The following is a 14,812-nucleotide window of genomic DNA, read 5'->3' as shown; positions in this document are numbered from 1 at the left end:
AATAAAGTCGAACTAGTTTCGCAAGATTCGCTCCCCCGGCCGCGTGTGTCGAACGGGGCGTCCGCTGCCGGCCGATTCGCCCGACTCACTCGTCGGGGAGAAACTGGCGCACCGTTTCCAGGAACTTGGCGACGGAAATGGGCTTGGACAGATAGGCTTCGCAGCCGCCCTCGCGAATCCGCTCCTCGTCGCCCTTCATGGCGAAGGCGGTGACGGCGATGACGGGTATGGCCTTCAGCTCCGGATCGGCCTTCAGCCGACGGGTGACATCGATCCCGGAAATTTCCGGCAGCTGGATGTCCATGAGAATGAGGTCCGGCCGGTGCTTGCGCGCCAGATCCAACGCCTCGAGCCCATGCCGGGTACCGAGGGTCACATAGCCGTGGGCTTCAAGAAGATCGTTGAAGAGCTTCATATTCAGCTCATTATCCTCAACGATCAGAACGGTCTTGGACATCGGGCGGGGGTCCGTTGCGTCTTTGAGTTCGTCGTCGACGGTCCGCACGCGGGCCACTATCCAGCAGGCGTCGGCCCCTCTTCGTGAGCGCAGCTTACGCCAGCATTCCTTACGGAACCGCAAATGCACAGTCGCAGATCGAAGTCATTGTCCACCGGACAGGCCGCCCGCGAGGTCGCCCTCGGCGCGCTCGGCTTTCTCGCCGCCGACCCTGAGCGAATCGGCCCCTTCCTCGCCGAGAGCGGCCTCTCGCCCGCCGACCTGCGGGGCATCGCGGGATCCACGGCCTTTCATGTCGCCCTGCTGGACTTCCTGATCAACCGGCAGGATCTTCTCATCGCCTATGCGGGCGAGGCGGGCATCGATCCCGGCCATGTGGTGGCCGCGCGCGAGATCCTCGCCCATGACGGGACGAACGGGGACTGAGGGGCGCCATGGCGGGCGAGCCGGCCTTCTGCCGCGATTGCCTGCACGAGGCGGGCGAGGCCGTGCGCTGCCGCCATTGCGGCAGCCCGCGCATCACCCGCCATGCCGAGCTTGACCGCCTGCACATCGCCCATGTCGACTGCGATGCCTTCTACGCGGCGGTGGAGAAGCGCGACGACCCCGCGCTGCGCGACGTGCCGGTCATCATCGGCGGCGGCAAGCGCGGCGTGGTCTCCACCTGCTGCTATCTCGCCCGCGTGAAGGGCGTGCGCTCGGCCATGCCGATGTTCAAGGCGCTGGCGCTGTGCCCCGAAGCCGTGGTGGTGAAGCCCAACATGGCCAAATATGTCAGCGTCGGCCGGCAGATCCGCGAGCGGATGCTGAACCTCACGCCGCTGGTCGAGCCCTTGTCGATCGACGAGGCCTTCCTCGATCTCGCCGGCACCGCGCGCCTGCATGGCGAGAGCCCGGCCCGCGCCCTCGCCCGGCTCGCCCGCGCGGTCGAGGCGGAGATCGGCGTCACCCTCTCGGTCGGGCTGGCGCCGAACAAGTTCCTCGCCAAGATCGCCTCCGATCTCGACAAGCCGCGCGGCTTCGCGGTGATCGGCGCGGCGGAGGCGGCCGCCTTCCTCGCCCCGCGCAGCGTCGGCACCATCTGGGGGGTGGGCAAGGCAACGCAGGAGCGGCTCGCCCGCGAGGGCTTCCGCCTCATCGCCGACCTGCAGGCCGCGGATGAAGCCACCCTCGCCCGCCGTTTCGGCAATGAGGGCCTGCGGCTCTTTCGCCTCGCGCGCGGCATCGACGAGCGCCGCGTGAACCCCGAGCGCGAGACCAAGAGCGTCTCGACCGAGACGACCTTCGATGTCGACATCGCCGAGTTCCGCACGCTGGAGCAGGAGCTCTACGCCCTCTCGCGCAAGCTCTCCGACCGGCTGAAGGCCGCCGGCCATGCCGGGCGCACGGTGACGCTGAAGCTCAAGACGGCGGATTTCCGCCTCATCACCCGCGCCCGCTCGCTGGAGGACCCGACCCGCCTCGCCCACCGCATCTTCGAGCACGCGCGTGAATTGCTGGCGAAGGAGGCGGATGGTCGGCGCTTTCGGCTGATCGGTGTCGGCGTCTCCGAACTCGCCGATCCCGCGCTTGCCGATCCCGCCGACCTCGTGGACATGCAGGCCACCAAGAAAGGCAAGGCGGAACTGGCCGTGGATGATCTGCGCGCCCGCTTCGGCACGGCGATCATCGATCGCGGCATCCTGCTCGACAGCCCGCGCCGACGCGGGCCGACCCAGCCGCACCGCAACGCGCCGGACGAACCGCGCGCGGACGATCCGACTATTTCGAGCAGCTCTCCTGCGGCAGCGCCTCGTAGGAAGTGAGCGTGCCGCGCAGCGCGAAATCGCCGTAGTCGAGCTTCAGGGCGCGGCTCACGCCATTGTCGAACAGGTCGAAGCTGATCGTGTAGTCCGGCGTCTGCGCGGCGGCGCCGCGCTCGTAATAGCTGATCGTCACGGGGTAGCGCATGCGCCCGGCCAGGTCGCCGCTCGTGGCCGCCTCTTCCAGCCCCTTGGGATCGGCCGTGCCGCGCCCGATCACCGAGAGCGTGTCGTAGATCTTCCTGGCATCGGGCGAGCCGTCATAGACCGGTGCCTCGAGGGTCGCCTCGTTCTGCTGCGCGGCGCCGAGCACGCGCAGCACGTGCTGGGTGGGCAGAAGCACGGTCTTGCCGAGTTCCAGAGTGGCGGAGGAGGGCTTGGTGGCCGTCACCACCAGCCGACCATCGCGGCGCTCGGCGACCCCGTCGGCCTCCTCGGGCGCGGAGCCGTTGATCGTGTTGGTCACGCGGAAGCGATAGGCATTGGCATCGCCATCCTCCCAGGTGGCCGTGTCGATGGCGCTGTTCACCCGCCCGCCTTCGGTTTCCAGCGCGGTCGCCTGCCGCAATTGCACGGAATAGCCGGCGCAAGCGTCGCCCCGCAATTCGTACACGATCTCCCCCTTCGCGGCGTTGATGCGTTTGGAGGGCTTGGCGCCATCCAGCGTCAGCGCATAGGTCGCCCGGTGCGGCGAGAGTTGCACGGCGCCGGCCGGCACCACCGCGGCCAGAAGCAGCGCGAGCGCGGCGAGTCCGCGCAGGGATTGGCCGCGTGAGGATTGGCCGGGCAAGGACAGGCGCGGAAACGCGCGGGCAGGCACGGGTGCGGACATCAGGTTGGATTTCCCTTCGGCGAAGGCGCACGACTTGCGCACGGCTGGTCGATCAGACAAACATCGCACCCCGAACACAAGGCGAGAACAAGGGCGACATGTTGGCAGGCCCCAACGCGCCCTTCACGCATCAGATTAGCATGGAGATCGACATGTCCGGTACGGTTGAGGCGAAGCTCGCGGCTCTCGGCATCACCATTCCCGCCGCCACCGCGCCAGCGGCCAATTATGTGCCGACCGTGATCAGCGGCAACCAGCTGTGGATTTCCGGGCAGATCTCCGTGGCCGAGGGCAAGTTCCTCGCCGGCAAGCTCACGGGCGAGGCCGATATCGAGGGCGGCCGCGCCGCCGCGCGCCAATGCGCCATCAACATCCTGGCCCAGGTGAAAGCCGCGCTCGGCGATCTCGACCGGGTGAAGCGGGTGGTCAAGCTGGTGGCCTTCGTCAATTCCGCGCCGGACTTCACCGACCAGCCGAAGGTGGTGAACGGCGCCTCCGACCTCCTCGTCGAGGTGTTCGGCGATGCCGGCCGCCACGCGCGCTCGGCGGTGGGCGTGGCGGCGCTGCCGTTCAATGTCAGCGTCGAGATCGAGGCGGTCGTCGAATTCGTCTGATCCCCGGCAGCCCGATCGGCAGGTCCTCATGAACGCCCCCGCCTGGCTCACCGCCCGGCCCGTCGCCCACCGCGCGCTGCATGATGCGGCGCGCGGCGTGATCGAGAACACGCCCTCGGCGGTCGATGCCGCGCTGGCGCACGGCTTCGCCATCGAGGTGGACATCCAGCTTTCCGCCGATGGCGAGGCCATGGTGTTCCACGACGACACGCTGGAGCGGCTGACCACCGCCACCGGGCCGGCCCCTGCGCTCACCGCCGCCCAGTTCAAGGCCACCGCGTTGCGCGGCACGGACGACCGCACCATGACGCTGCCCGAGCTTCTGGCGCGCGTCGCCGGCCGCGTGCCGCTCATCATTGAGCTGAAGAGCCAGTTCGACGGCAACCGCGCGGTGGCCGAGCGGGCCGCCGTGGATCTCGCCGGCTACGCGGGCCCGGCGGCGCTGATGTCGTTCGACCCGGATCTGGTGGAAGCCGTGCGGCATCTGGCGCCGCGCATTCCGCGCGGCATCACCATGGAACATGCCTATGACGACCCAGAATGGGACATGCTGAGCGCGGCGACCAAGTTCGCGTGGGGCAACCTGCTGCATTTTCCGCGCACACGGCCGGATTTCATCGCCCACTACGTGAAGGAGCTGCCCTCGGCCCCGGTCGCGCTGGCGCGCCGCAGCTTCGCCCTGCCGCTGCTGACCTGGACGGTGCGAACGGCCGAGGACCGCGCCACCGCCGCCCGCCATGCCGACCAGATGATCTTCGAGGGCTTCGTGCCCTGAGACGTCCCGGAGTGCGGCCGCCGGCATGTTCTCTTTGTCGTGAACGCTCTTCCGCTGCCGCGCGAAGGCGCGCAAATTGGCGCCATGCCTTCCGTGCGCCGGCCCGAGCGAACCACCCCCATGCCTGACGATACGTTCACCCTGCGTGTCGAGAGCGACATCACCAAGCTCTCCGCCACGGATTGGAATTCGTGCGCCAATCCCGCCTCCGACGAACCGCCAACAACGCCCCGCACGTCCTTGCCATTGAACGGCGATTCGGCCTCGGACACTCCTCCTCGCCACACCGAGCCTCCTGCCACGTTCGGTGAAGAACCTGCCTACAACCCCTTCGTATCGCACGAATATCTCTCCGCGCTGGAGGAATCCGGCTCCGCGTCGCGGACCACCGGCTGGTTGCCGCAGCACCTCGTGCTCGCCGATGCGGAGGGCGTGCCGCTCGGCATCTGTCCCGCCTATCTCAAGTCGCATTCACGCGGCGAATATGTGTTCGACGAAGGCTGGGCGGATGCGTTCGAGCGGGCCGGCGGGCGCTATTACCCCAAGTTGCAAGTCTCGGTGCCCTTCACCCCCGCCACAGGCCCACGCCTGCTGGTGCGGGCCGGTGCCCCGGCTGAAGACGTGCGGCAGGCTCTGGCGCGCGGGTTGCTCACGCTGGCGCAGATGCGCGGCGCCTCCTCCGTGCACGCCACGTTCCTCCGCGAGGAGGATGCGCAGTCGCTGGAGACGGAAGGGTTCCTGCCCCGAACCGACCAGCAGTTTCACTGGCACAATCACGGCTATGGCGACTACGAGGCCTTCCTCGGGGATCTCGCCTCGCGCAAGCGCAAGGCGATCCGGCGCGAGCGGCGCGAGGCGCTGGGCGACGGCATCACCCTGCACTGGCTGACCGGCAGCGACATCACCGAGGAGGCGTGGGACGCGTTCTTCGCCTTCTACATGGAAACCGGCTCGCGCAAATGGGGCCGCCCCTATCTCAACCGGCAGTTCTATTCGCTCATCGGCGCGCGCATGGCGGAGCGCATCCTGCTGGTGATGGCGAAACGCGCCGGGCGCTGGATTGCCGGCGCGATCAATTTCATCGGCTCGGATGCGCTCTATGGGCGCCACTGGGGCGCGATCGAGCAGCATCCGTTCCTGCATTTCGAGGTCTGCTACCATCAGGCCATCGAGTTCGCCATCGCTCGCGGGCTCAAGAGGGCGGAGGCCGGCGCGCAGGGCGAGCACAAGCTGGCGCGCGGCTACCTGCCCGTCACCACCCGCTCCGCGCATTACATCGCCGATCCCGATTTCCGCGCGGCGGTGGCGCATTATCTCGACCGCGAGCGCCGCTATGTCGCGCAGGCCGGCGCCGAGCTGAGCGAACTTGGCCCGTTCCGCCGCGATCTCGATCCCGCCCAGCTGGACGAGCCGTGACCGCCCTGCACTCTTGTGCCCAGACTTGACCGCTCGCGCCCGGCTTGTCATCAGGTCGGGCCGACAGGGGAGAATTCCGATGGCCTACGATCCCGGCAACATCTTCGCGAAGATCCTGCGCGGCGAATTGCCCGCCTACCGCGTCTATGAGGACGCGCGCGTTCTCGCCTTCCTCGACATCATGCCCCGCGCGCCGGGCCACACGCTCGTCATCCCGAAGGCACCCTCGCGCAACCTGCTGGATATCGAGCCGGAGGATCTGGCCGCCGTGGCCGCCGCCGCCCAGCGCATCGCGCGGGCGCAGATGACCGCCTTCGAGGCGGAGGGCATCACCGTGACCCAGCACAACGAGCATGCCGGCGGACAGGAAGTGTTCCACCTGCATGTGCATGTGATTCCCCGCCGCCTCGGCGTCGAGCTGAAGCCGCCGCTATCCTACAAGGAAACGGCGGATGTGCTGGCCGAACAGGCCGCCCGGCTCCAGGCGGCGCTGGCCGACTGAGCGTCAGCCGACGCCGAGCCACCAGGCACCGATCACCAATACCGCCTCGGCGGTGAGCACGCCGGCCAGCACCGAGCGGCGCATGGTGAGGAAACCGGCAATGCCGGCCGCCACCGCGCCGAGCCGCAGCCAGAGCGGCAGCGCCACCAGCGCGCCGCTCGGCACCAGCACCAGCCGCGCCACCACGGCGGCGAGCAGCGCCGTCGCCACGGCGCGCACCCATTGCATCAACAGGCTGTTCTCATCGATGCGGCGCCCGAACAGCACGCCGAACACGCGCCAGACCTCGTTCGGCAGGAAGCCGACGAAGATCACGATGAGGATGGCGGTGAGTTCGTTGCTGTAGAAGCTCACGCGCGCCGCCTCGGCCCGTAGCGCGTGAGGAGGAAGGCCAGCGTGCCCCCGCCGACCCCAGCCCAGAACAGGTCCAGCCCGCCGGGCGAATTGGCCACCAGCGGCGAAATCGCCGCCCCGAGCGCGATGGCCAGCCAGTCCACCGCCTGCCGGGCATTGCGCACCAGCAGGATGGTGAAGGAAATCGGCGTCAGCAGCAGCAGCGCCACGGCGAGCGGGCCCGGCAGCGCATTGGTGAGGTAGAAGCCGAACGCGGTGCCCACCATGCTCAGGGTGGTGAGGCCGACGCCAAGCCCACAGGAATAGACCGGGCGCGCAGGTTCCGGCACGCCGGGCAGCAGGCGGAAGCCCTCCACCCACAAGGTCACGGCGACGAAATGGGCGCAGAGCAACTCCCGCCACAAACGGGGGCGCGGGCCGCGCATCAGCGGCATCAGCGCCACCACCATCGGCATCAGCCGCACGCCCGAGAGGCAGACCGCGAGTGCCAGCGCGGGCAGCGAAGTGCCCGCGCCAAGACCGCCAACCAGAATCACCTGCGCCGGCAGCGCCCAGACAAGCAGGGTGGAGAGCAGGCCGGCGACAATGGGAAAGCCGACATCGTGCATCAGCCCGCCAAAGCCTATGAAGGTCGCCACCAGCACGAATCCGGGCACCGCGCAGGCTCCCGCCATGCCGCGGAAAAACCAGCGGAGCGAGGAAGCCGGAGCGAGGGATGGCGACGGAACAGGCGAAGGCATGATGCGAAACCCGATGCCGGCCGTTCATCGCCCTCGCCGCCGCTGCCGTCAAGCGAGAGCGCCCCGCGTCCCGCATACCGCCCATGCCGAACCGGCCGGGGGCTGCGGCGAGCTGGGGATAGGCCATGCATGGATATGAAAAACCCCGCCGCGGCACGGGGCCGCGACGGGGTTGTCTCTGCTCAAGGGCGAAACGGCGCCCGGCTTCTCACGCCTTGACGAGCGGAACCTTCGGCACCTTCGAGCCGCTGGGCCCAGGCGCGGCCCCGGGGCCTGCGCCCTCGCCCGGCTTCTTCGCCTTGGTCGCGCCCGCGCTGCGCCGACGCGGCGCGCGCTTGGCCTTGACCGGCTCGATCTTCTCGGGCTTGGGCGTGATCGGCCCTTCCGGGAACTCGAAGCCGAGCGTGGTGGCGCCTTCCTCGTCGGTCTTGACGACCACGCGGACATGCCCGCCCGTGCGCAGCTTGCCGAACAAAACCTCGTCGGCGAGCGCCTTCTTGATGTGCTCCTGGATCACCCGGCCCATCGGCCGCGCGCCCATCTGCTGGTCATAGCCGCGTTCCACCAGCCAGGCGGTCGCCGCATCGGACAGTTCGATGGTGACGTTGCGGTCGGCGAGCTGGGCTTCCAGCTGGAGCACGAACTTCTCCACCACCAGCGCAATCACCTCGTTATTGAGATGCGCGAAGGTAATGGTCGCGTCGAGGCGGTTGCGGAACTCCGGTGCGAACAGCCGGTTGATCGCCTCCACGTCATCGCCTTCCCGCTTGGTGCGCGTGAAGCCGAAGGCCGACTTCGACAGATCGGCCGCGCCCGCATTGGTCGTCATGATGAGGATGACGTTGCGGAAATCCACCTGCTTGCCGTTATGGTCGGTCAGCTTCCCGTGGTCCATCACCTGCAGCAGGATGTTGAACAGGTCGGGATGCGCCTTCTCGATCTCGTCGAGCAGCAGCACGCAATGCGGATGCTGGTCGATGCCGTCCGTCAACAGGCCGCCCTGGTCGAAGCCGACATAGCCCGGAGGGGCGCCGATCAGCCGCGAGATGGTGTGCCGCTCCATATATTCCGACATGTCGAAGCGCAGGAGTTCGACGCCCAGCGAGGAGGCCAGCTGCTTGGCCACTTCGGTCTTGCCGACGCCGGTGGGACCCGAGAACAGGTAGGAGCCGATCGGCTTCTCCGGCTCGCGCAGGCCGGCGCGGGCCAGCTTGATCGCCGAGGCCAGCGCCTCGATCGCCCGATCCTGCCCATAGACGACGCGCTTGAGCGTGGTCTCCAGCGCCGCCAGAACCTCGGTATCGGTCTTGGAGACGGTCTTTGGCGGGATGCGGGCGATGGTGGCGATGGTCGCCTCGATCTCCTTCACGCCGATGGTCTTCTTGCGCTTGGCCTCCGGCAGCAGCATCTGCGCCGCGCCCGATTCATCGATGATGTCGATCGCCTTGTCGGGCAGCTTGCGGTCGTGAATGTAGCGGGCCGAAAGCTCCACCGCCGCCTTGATGGCTTCGTTGGTGTAGCGCAGACGGTGATAGTCCTCGAAATAGGGCTTGAGACCTTTGAGGATCTCGATCGCGTCCGGCACGGTCGGCTCGGGCACGTCGATCTTCTGGAAGCGGCGCACCAGCGCGCGGTCCTTCTCGAAGTACTGGCGGTACTCCTTGTAGGTGGTCGAGCCGATGCAGCGCAGCGTGCCGGAAGCCAGCGCGGGCTTGAGCAGGTTGGAGGCATCCATCGCCCCGCCCGAGGTCGCGCCGGCGCCGATCACCGTGTGGATCTCGTCGATGAACATGATGGCGTCGGGGTAGGCCTCGATCTCCTTCACCACCTGCTTCAGGCGTTCCTCGAAATCGCCGCGATAGCGCGTGCCGGCCAGCAGCGCGCCCATGTCGAGCGAGAACACGGTTGCCTTCTTCAGCACGTCCGGCACTTCGCCGGAAACGATGCGCCGCGCGAGGCCCTCGGCGATGGCGGTCTTGCCCACGCCGGGATCGCCCACGAAGAGCGGGTTGTTCTTGGAGCGGCGGCAGAGCACCTGGATGGTGCGCTGGATCTCGCCATCGCGGCCGATCAGCGGGTCGATCTTGCCTTCGCGCGCCTTCTTGTTGAGGTTCACGCAATAGGCATCGAGCGCATCGGCCTTCTTCTTGGTCTCTTCCCCGGTCTTCGTCTCCGTCTCCTCTTCGGCGCCGCGGACGGGACGACTCTCCGACATGCCGGCGCGCTTGGCGATGCCGTGACTGATGTAGTTGACCGCATCGTAGCGGGTCATGTCCTGCTCTTGCAGGAAATAGGCCGCGTGGCTCTCCCGCTCGGCGAAAATGGCCACCAGCACGTTGGCGCCGGTGACTTCCTCGCGCCCGGAGGACTGGACGTGAATCACGGCGCGCTGGATGACGCGCTGGAAGCCGGCGGTCGGCTTGGAATCCTCGCCGCTATCCTGCACGAGATTGTCGAGCTCGGTGTCGATATATTCGACCAGATTGCGGCGCAGCTTCTCGATGTCGACATTGCAGGCGCGCATGACCGCGGCTGAATCCTGATCGTCGACCAGCGAGAGGAGCAGGTGCTCCAGCGTGGCGTATTCGTGATGGCGTTCGTTGGCGAGCGCGAGGGCCCGGTGAAGCGACTGCTCGAGGCTGCGGGAGAAGGTGGGCATCGGGACCTCTTCGTTTAGCCGTCGCGGAGCGTCACTTCTTCTCCATGACGCACTGCAAAGGATGCTGGTGCTTTCGCGCGAAGTCCATCACCTGGGTGACCTTTGTCTCGGCCACTTCATAGGTGTAGACGCCGCACTCGCCCACGCCATGCTGATGCACATGCAGCATGATCTGGGTCGCCTCCTCCCGATTCTTGGTGAAGAAGTGCTCCAGCACATGCACAACGAACTCCATTGGCGTGTAGTCGTCGTTGAGCAGGAGCACCCGGTAAAGGCTGGGCCGCTTCACCTGCGGCTTGGTGCGCGTGATGACGGCCGTGCCCGGCGCGTTGTCGTTGCGCCGGCGACGCTCGTCGTCGGCCATCAGGGTGTCGGGCAGCTTGGTCATCACGATTGCAGACATTCGGGCGGGACCTTGCCGGACGGATGCCCGGGGTTACGGGATGTATAATATGTACGCCTGACGGGCGGCGCCAGAGGCACGTTGCGTATCCGCCGTCGCATTCCGGTGACCATCCCCCCTCGCGCCTTGCGCTTTCGCCATTTCCGCCATGTCATCTCGGTGACAGGGATGGCGTCGGGCGGCAAAACGAAAAGAGGCCCGGCGTTGGCCGGGCCTCCTTCACAATATCGCGGGCGACGCTGCATCCGGGCTGCTCCGCATCAAACGGAGCCGCCAGCACGGCGCCAGGCCTTTGACTCAAGCCTTTGACTCAAGCCTGCCGGCAGCCCTCGGCGGGCCGCCAGCGAACCGGCCTCACTTGACGGCGGGCAGCTTGCCGAGCACGCCTTCGTAGGGCTTGTAGGCTTCCTTGGCGAGGTCGGCATAGAGCTCGCCGATCTTGGTCGCCTGGGCGACATAGCTCTCGTAGGCGCTCTTGAAGTACGTGGACTGGATCTCGACCGCCTTGTCGATGGTCTTGGCGCCGAACAGCTTCTCAGCGACGGCGGTGCCTTCCTCGAAGGACTTCTTGGAGTAGTCCGCCACTTCGACGGCAATCGCCTGGACGCCCTTGGATACGGTGCCGAAGCTCTTGACCGCGAGTTCCATATTGTCCTTGCCGAGCTTCTGAACGTCTTCGAAATTCTGCATCATGATCCAGCTCCTTTGATGCCACCACGCGGCGCCGAGGCTTCCTCGCCCGCGTCCAACGGGATCGCGTTTCCCTGATTGCAACCTAATGCGGCGCAGCATCGTCGTCAATCAATTTTTGTGCAGTGCAATATGACGTCCGACGGCGTCGGAGCCACCGGCATACCTGCCCTTTATATCGCCACAAGGAGCCGCTTGATGGCCGGCGGTTTACCACTTCGTAACCGCATCCTTTTTAAGGTTGCGGTAGTGATTGCCCGGCAACGTTCCTTGATTTTTCGAGGCTAAGGGGCCGGCGGCCAAGGCCGCCCCCGTTGCTGGGCTCTCGCCGGATTTACAGGTTCCGGCTCGAACCGGAACCAAATAGCGGGACGGATTAGATGCGGGTTCCGGTGATCGTTGGCACTTGTCTGGCGCGAGCGGGCGTGGCGCTGCTGGCAGTTTCGCTGCTCGGCGCGGGCGTTGCGGATGCCGCGACGAAAAAGAAGAAGCAGGCGCGCAACAAATCGGTCGTGACCCGCACGGTCGCCGCCAGCGGCGTGTGGAAGCGCGGATATTCCGACATCGTCATCGACGCCAATACCGGCAAGATCCTGCACGAGGACAATGCCGACGCCCTGCGCCACCCGGCCTCCGTCACCAAGGTCATGACGCTCTACGTGCTGTTCGAGCAGTTGGAGCAGCGGCGTATGACGCTCGGCACCCAGCTGCGCGTTTCTGCCTATGCCGCAGCGCAGCAGCCTTCCAAGCTCGGCGTCAAGGCGGGCTCGACCATCTCCGTCGAAGACGCCATCCAGGCATTGGTCACGCGCTCGGCCAATGACGTCGCCGTGGTCATCGCCGAGAACATTGCCGGCGATTCCTCCAGCTTCGCGCGGCAGATGACGCTGCGCGCCCGCTCGCTCGGCATGTCGCGCACCACCTTCAAGAATCCGAATGGCCTGCCCGATCCGCAACAGGTGACGACGGCGCGCGACCTCGCCACTCTCGGCCGCGCCATCCAGGAGCGCTTCCCGCGCTATTACGCGTATTTCTCCACCCGCAGCTTCGTCTATCGCGGCGTCACCATTCCCAGCCACAACCGCATGTTCGGTCGGATCGAGGGCGTGGATGGCATCAAGACCGGCTATACCGCAGCCTCGGGCTTCAACCTGCTGACCAGCGTCAAGCATGAAGGCCACTACGTCATAGCGGTCGTGATGGGCGGCACCAGCGCCGGCTCGCGCGACAACCGGATGGTGGAGTTGCTCAACGACACCCTGCCCCGCTCCTATGCCGGCCGGCAGATGGTCGCCCGCATGAATGCCGCCCCGGCCCTGTCGACCGACGACGAGGCGCCGGTCCAGCAGGCCGCCGAGGTGGCTGTCGCCGAGGAGCCCGAGGCGGCTCCGGCTCCCGCGCCGCTGCCCCCTCCGGTCGTCGCCACCCGCGCTCCCGCGACGATCGCGGTGCCCCCTGCCAGCCCCCCGCCTTGCCATGGCTTCCGCCGCCGGCACCGACATGCTGACGACGGCCTCGATCCCCACGCCGGCCTCCGCCCCGGCACCTGTGGCGCGTGGGTCCGCCCCCGCCGCGCAGGTCGGCACCGCCCAGCCGATCGTCCCCGTTGCGGTCAAGACCGTCCCGGTCGCCCGTCCGGCCGCCCCCACCGCCACGCTCAGCAACCAGCCCGGCATTCTCGGCACGCTGTCCTTCTCGAGCGTGGATGGTTCCAGCCCCGTCGCGATGTCGGCGACGACAGCCCAGACGGCGCCGGCCCAGCGCGCGATCAAGCAGGTCAAGCTGGCCAGCGCCGGCCCGACCGAGCTTCCCCGCCAGGAGGCCGAGGCAGCCGACACCTCCGCCCGCCCCCGTGCCGGTGGATGGGGCATCCAGATCGGCGCCTATGGCAGCGAAGCCGATGCGCGCGACCAGATGGCGAAGGCCAAGGAGAAGGCCTCCGGCCAGCTCGCCAGCGCCGAGCCCTATACCGAGCAGGTCGCCAAGGGCTCCTCGAAGATCGTCCGTGCCCGCTTCGTCGGATTCAACGCCGAAGCCGCCGCCCAGAAGGCCTGTCAGGCCCTCAAGCGCAGCGCGTTCAGCTGCATGGTCTTCCGGAACTGACGGGTGAAATCAATGTATCTCGAGCAAGACGTCCTTGGCTTCGTTCACCCGGGCAGCGAGATAGTTCGACCCGCCCTGATCGGGATGGAGTTTCTTCATAAGGGATCGGTGGGCCTTGCGGATGTCATCCGCCCCCGCGCCCGTCTGAAGCCCCAGGATCTGGTAGGCCTCCTCTTTCGTCATCGTGCCGCTGCGCGGCGGATGAGCGCCCCGCCCGCCCATGTCGCCCTGAGCGTGTTCACGCCAGCCGGGCGCCCGGCGGTCAAGATATGCTTCGAGTAGCTGACGGCTCTCGGGGTCAAGGTCGAGGGCGAGCCGGGCAATCTCCGGCACGGGCAACCCTTCGAGCGACTGGCCGGCCAGCGATCCGCTGATCACCGTGCCCGACAGCCGCCCGCTATCATGGTCGAGCACCATGTCGAGCGCGGCTGTGCGAACCGAGGAAGTCCGGCCCTTGCTGGGCTTGAGCCGCTGCCAGGGCAGCGCGTTGCCGAGGTTCCAGCCAATCAGCGACAGGCCGAAGATGCCCAGCGGCAGGGCCGTCTCGAAATGGCCGCGCATGCCGAGGAAGCCGGCCACCAGCAGCGTGAGCGTGCCCCCGACCATGCGGCCCATGCGCGCCAGCGACTTGGAATCCGCCCGCCCGAAGGCCTTGAGCCCGTAATAGAGCAGCGCGACGATGGCCGCGCCGATGAGAAGATTGATCATTGTGAATCCCGCATCGCGGCGAGGAGTTGGCGGGCTCCGGCGGAAGACGCGGACAGCGCGGTGAGGGCCTGCGTTCCGCCTGCGGCATAGCTCGCGGCGGCCCGCAGGAGGGCCCGCAATTGTGCGCTCGCACCGGCATCGAACCGGCACCACGCCCCTTTCGTCAGCCGCGCGATCTCGCGGAAGGCGCGCTCGGCGCCCGGGTCATGCCCTTCCTGGAACAGGAAGACCGGAATGCCCCGCACGGCGAGCGGACCCGCCTCTGCGCAGAGATGATCCAGCGTCTCCTCCATGGCATCGCCGATGAGGACCACCGCGCCGAGCGGCCCGCGCGCGGCTTCCGCTCCGGCATGCTTGAGCACCCGGCCGATCTGCGTTCGCCCGCCGCGACACTCGATCCGCCCCATCAGCGCGCCGAACCGGGAGGCATCGGCAATCCAGGGCGATGCCCGGCATTCGCCTATGCCGCGATAATAGACCAGCTGAAGGTCGAGCCCGCCGACAGCCGCCGCTTCCTCGAACATCTCGGCCTGCAAGGCGCAGGCGAGATCCCAGGTCGGCTGCCGGCTCATCGTGGCGTCGAGCGCGAAGATGAGTCGGCCACGCCGCTCGGCGGGCACGGGAGGGCGGGCGCGCACTTCCGCGAGGAAGGCCGCGACCTGCGAGGTGGCGGACGGGAGGGGCACTGTGGGTCGTGTCTTGTCTGAAGTCATGATCATCCGCCGGATTCGGCGCGAGTGTAGCGGCGACCTCGCCG

The 14,812-nt window shown here is 67.5% G+C and carries 16 protein-coding genes and 1 pseudogene; 8 read left to right on the top strand and 9 right to left on the bottom strand.

What is annotated here, in order from left to right; translation table 11 throughout:
- Window positions 1–85 precede the first annotated feature (85 nt).
- Window positions 86–457, bottom strand: coding sequence for a response regulator (locus tag FHS55_RS08630; RefSeq protein WP_183189780.1), 372 nt, complete (start codon window positions 455–457; stop codon window positions 86–88).
- 123 nt (window positions 458–580) lie between these two features.
- Between FHS55_RS08630 and FHS55_RS08625 the strand changes: the two genes are divergently transcribed.
- Both FHS55_RS08625 and FHS55_RS08620 read left to right on the top strand, forming a co-directional pair.
- Window positions 581–883, top strand: a complete 303-nt coding sequence (locus FHS55_RS08625) for a DUF3572 domain-containing protein (protein ID WP_183189334.1) — start codon at window positions 581–583, stop codon at window positions 881–883.
- Between the two features lie 8 nt (window positions 884–891).
- A complete protein-coding gene (locus FHS55_RS08620; RefSeq protein ID WP_183189333.1) occupies window positions 892–2,262 on the top strand; it encodes a DNA polymerase IV in 1,371 nt (456 codons plus the stop codon).
- On the opposite strand, the gene FHS55_RS08615 is transcribed toward FHS55_RS08620, so the two are convergent.
- Window positions 2,219–3,091, bottom strand: a complete 873-nt coding sequence (locus FHS55_RS08615; RefSeq protein ID WP_183189332.1) for a cell envelope integrity EipB family protein — start codon at window positions 3,089–3,091, stop codon at window positions 2,219–2,221. The genes FHS55_RS08620 and FHS55_RS08615 overlap by 44 nt on opposite strands.
- A 152-nt stretch (window positions 3,092–3,243) precedes the next feature.
- On the opposite strand from FHS55_RS08615, the gene FHS55_RS08610 reads away from it, so the two are divergent.
- The 4 genes from FHS55_RS08610 (at window position 3,244) to FHS55_RS08595 (ending at window position 6,398) form a co-directional block, all read left to right on the top strand.
- On the top strand, window positions 3,244–3,705 hold the full coding sequence (locus FHS55_RS08610) for a RidA family protein (RefSeq protein WP_183189331.1): 462 nt from the start codon (window positions 3,244–3,246) through the stop codon (window positions 3,703–3,705).
- A 28-nt stretch (window positions 3,706–3,733) separates the two neighbouring features.
- On the top strand, window positions 3,734–4,480 hold the full coding sequence (locus FHS55_RS08605) for a glycerophosphodiester phosphodiesterase family protein (RefSeq protein ID WP_183189330.1): 747 nt from the start codon (window positions 3,734–3,736) through the stop codon (window positions 4,478–4,480).
- 120 nt (window positions 4,481–4,600) lie between these two features.
- Window positions 4,601–5,896 (top strand): GNAT family N-acetyltransferase, encoded by a 1,296-nt coding sequence (locus FHS55_RS08600; RefSeq protein WP_183189329.1) that lies wholly within the window; start codon window positions 4,601–4,603, stop codon window positions 5,894–5,896.
- 79 nt (window positions 5,897–5,975) lie between these two features.
- Entirely contained in the window at window positions 5,976–6,398 is a 423-nt protein-coding gene (locus tag FHS55_RS08595) for an HIT domain-containing protein (protein ID WP_183189328.1), read from the top strand.
- 3 nt (window positions 6,399–6,401) lie between these two features.
- Here the strand turns inward: FHS55_RS08595 and FHS55_RS08590 are convergent, their stop codons facing one another.
- From FHS55_RS08590 to FHS55_RS08570, 5 genes are all read right to left on the bottom strand, one after another.
- Window positions 6,402–6,752: an AzlD domain-containing protein gene (locus FHS55_RS08590; RefSeq protein ID WP_183189327.1), complete on the bottom strand. Its 351-nt coding sequence runs from the start codon at window positions 6,750–6,752 to the stop codon at window positions 6,402–6,404.
- A complete protein-coding gene (locus FHS55_RS08585) occupies window positions 6,749–7,408 on the bottom strand; it encodes an AzlC family ABC transporter permease (RefSeq protein WP_343056075.1) in 660 nt (219 codons plus the stop codon). Before FHS55_RS08585 ends, FHS55_RS08590 begins: the two co-directional genes overlap by 4 nt.
- A 292-nt stretch (window positions 7,409–7,700) precedes the next feature.
- On the bottom strand, window positions 7,701–10,151 hold the full coding sequence (gene clpA, locus FHS55_RS08580) for an ATP-dependent Clp protease ATP-binding subunit ClpA (RefSeq protein ID WP_183189325.1): 2,451 nt from the start codon (window positions 10,149–10,151) through the stop codon (window positions 7,701–7,703).
- A 31-nt stretch (window positions 10,152–10,182) separates the two neighbouring features.
- A complete protein-coding gene (clpS, locus tag FHS55_RS08575) occupies window positions 10,183–10,515 on the bottom strand; it encodes an ATP-dependent Clp protease adapter ClpS (RefSeq protein ID WP_306889678.1) in 333 nt (110 codons plus the stop codon).
- A gap of 393 nt (window positions 10,516–10,908) precedes the next feature.
- The gene (locus FHS55_RS08570) at window positions 10,909–11,247 is read right to left on the bottom strand and encodes a phasin family protein (RefSeq protein ID WP_183189323.1); all 339 of its coding nucleotides are present in this window, start codon (window positions 11,245–11,247) and stop codon (window positions 10,909–10,911) included.
- Between the two features lie 377 nt (window positions 11,248–11,624).
- Between FHS55_RS08570 and FHS55_RS23415 the strand changes: the two are divergent.
- Together FHS55_RS23415 and FHS55_RS23410 are read left to right on the top strand one after the other, a co-directional pair.
- Window positions 11,625–12,392, top strand: a pseudogene (locus FHS55_RS23415) (D-alanyl-D-alanine carboxypeptidase family protein); the annotation flags it as partial.
- A gap of 352 nt (window positions 12,393–12,744) precedes the next feature.
- Window positions 12,745–13,347, top strand: a complete 603-nt coding sequence (locus tag FHS55_RS23410; protein WP_246339992.1) for an SPOR domain-containing protein — start codon at window positions 12,745–12,747, stop codon at window positions 13,345–13,347.
- 9 nt (window positions 13,348–13,356) lie between these two features.
- Here the strand turns inward: FHS55_RS23410 and FHS55_RS08560 are convergent, their stop codons facing one another.
- Window positions 13,357–14,055 (bottom strand): DnaJ domain-containing protein, encoded by a 699-nt coding sequence (locus FHS55_RS08560; protein WP_183189322.1) that lies wholly within the window; start codon window positions 14,053–14,055, stop codon window positions 13,357–13,359.
- Window positions 14,052–14,768 carry a VWA domain-containing protein gene (locus tag FHS55_RS08555; RefSeq protein ID WP_183189321.1) on the bottom strand — a complete coding sequence of 239 codons (717 nt, stop codon included), beginning with the start codon at window positions 14,766–14,768 and terminating at the stop codon, window positions 14,052–14,054. Before FHS55_RS08555 ends, FHS55_RS08560 begins: the two co-directional genes overlap by 4 nt.
- Between the last annotated feature and the right edge of the window lie 44 nt (window positions 14,769–14,812).

The sequence above is a fragment of the Ancylobacter tetraedralis genome (assembly GCF_014195655.1).
Taxonomy (GTDB): Bacteria; Pseudomonadota; Alphaproteobacteria; order Rhizobiales; family Xanthobacteraceae; genus Ancylobacter; species Ancylobacter tetraedralis.
This window is presented reverse-complemented; position numbering and strand designations above follow the sequence as displayed.

Bases quoted from the DNA above. Each gene is read 5' to 3' on its own strand.
- FHS55_RS08605 (WP_183189330.1), top strand. From the start codon at position 3,734: ATGAACGCCCCCGCCTGGCTCACCGCCCGGCCCGTCGCCCACCGCGCG.
- FHS55_RS08560 (WP_183189322.1), bottom strand. From the start codon at position 14,055: ATGATCAATCTTCTCATCGGCGCGGCCATCGTCGCGCTGCTCTATTAC.
- clpA (WP_183189325.1), bottom strand. From the start codon at position 10,151: ATGCCCACCTTCTCCCGCAGCCTCGAGCAGTCGCTTCACCGGGCCCTC.
- FHS55_RS08620 (WP_183189333.1), top strand. From the start codon at position 892: ATGGCGGGCGAGCCGGCCTTCTGCCGCGATTGCCTGCACGAGGCGGGC.
- FHS55_RS08555 (WP_183189321.1), bottom strand. From the start codon at position 14,768: ATGACTTCAGACAAGACACGACCCACAGTGCCCCTCCCGTCCGCCACC.
- FHS55_RS08610 (WP_183189331.1), top strand. From the start codon at position 3,244: ATGTCCGGTACGGTTGAGGCGAAGCTCGCGGCTCTCGGCATCACCATT.
- FHS55_RS08630 (WP_183189780.1), bottom strand. From the start codon at position 457: ATGTCCAAGACCGTTCTGATCGTTGAGGATAATGAGCTGAATATGAAG.
- clpS (WP_306889678.1), bottom strand. From the start codon at position 10,515: ATGGCCGACGACGAGCGTCGCCGGCGCAACGACAACGCGCCGGGCACG.
- FHS55_RS08625 (WP_183189334.1), top strand. From the start codon at position 581: ATGCACAGTCGCAGATCGAAGTCATTGTCCACCGGACAGGCCGCCCGC.
- FHS55_RS08600 (WP_183189329.1), top strand. From the start codon at position 4,601: ATGCCTGACGATACGTTCACCCTGCGTGTCGAGAGCGACATCACCAAG.
- FHS55_RS08570 (WP_183189323.1), bottom strand. From the start codon at position 11,247: ATGATGCAGAATTTCGAAGACGTTCAGAAGCTCGGCAAGGACAATATG.
- FHS55_RS08595 (WP_183189328.1), top strand. From the start codon at position 5,976: ATGGCCTACGATCCCGGCAACATCTTCGCGAAGATCCTGCGCGGCGAA.
- FHS55_RS23410 (WP_246339992.1), top strand. From the start codon at position 12,745: ATGCTGACGACGGCCTCGATCCCCACGCCGGCCTCCGCCCCGGCACCT.
- FHS55_RS08615 (WP_183189332.1), bottom strand. From the start codon at position 3,091: ATGTCCGCACCCGTGCCTGCCCGCGCGTTTCCGCGCCTGTCCTTGCCC.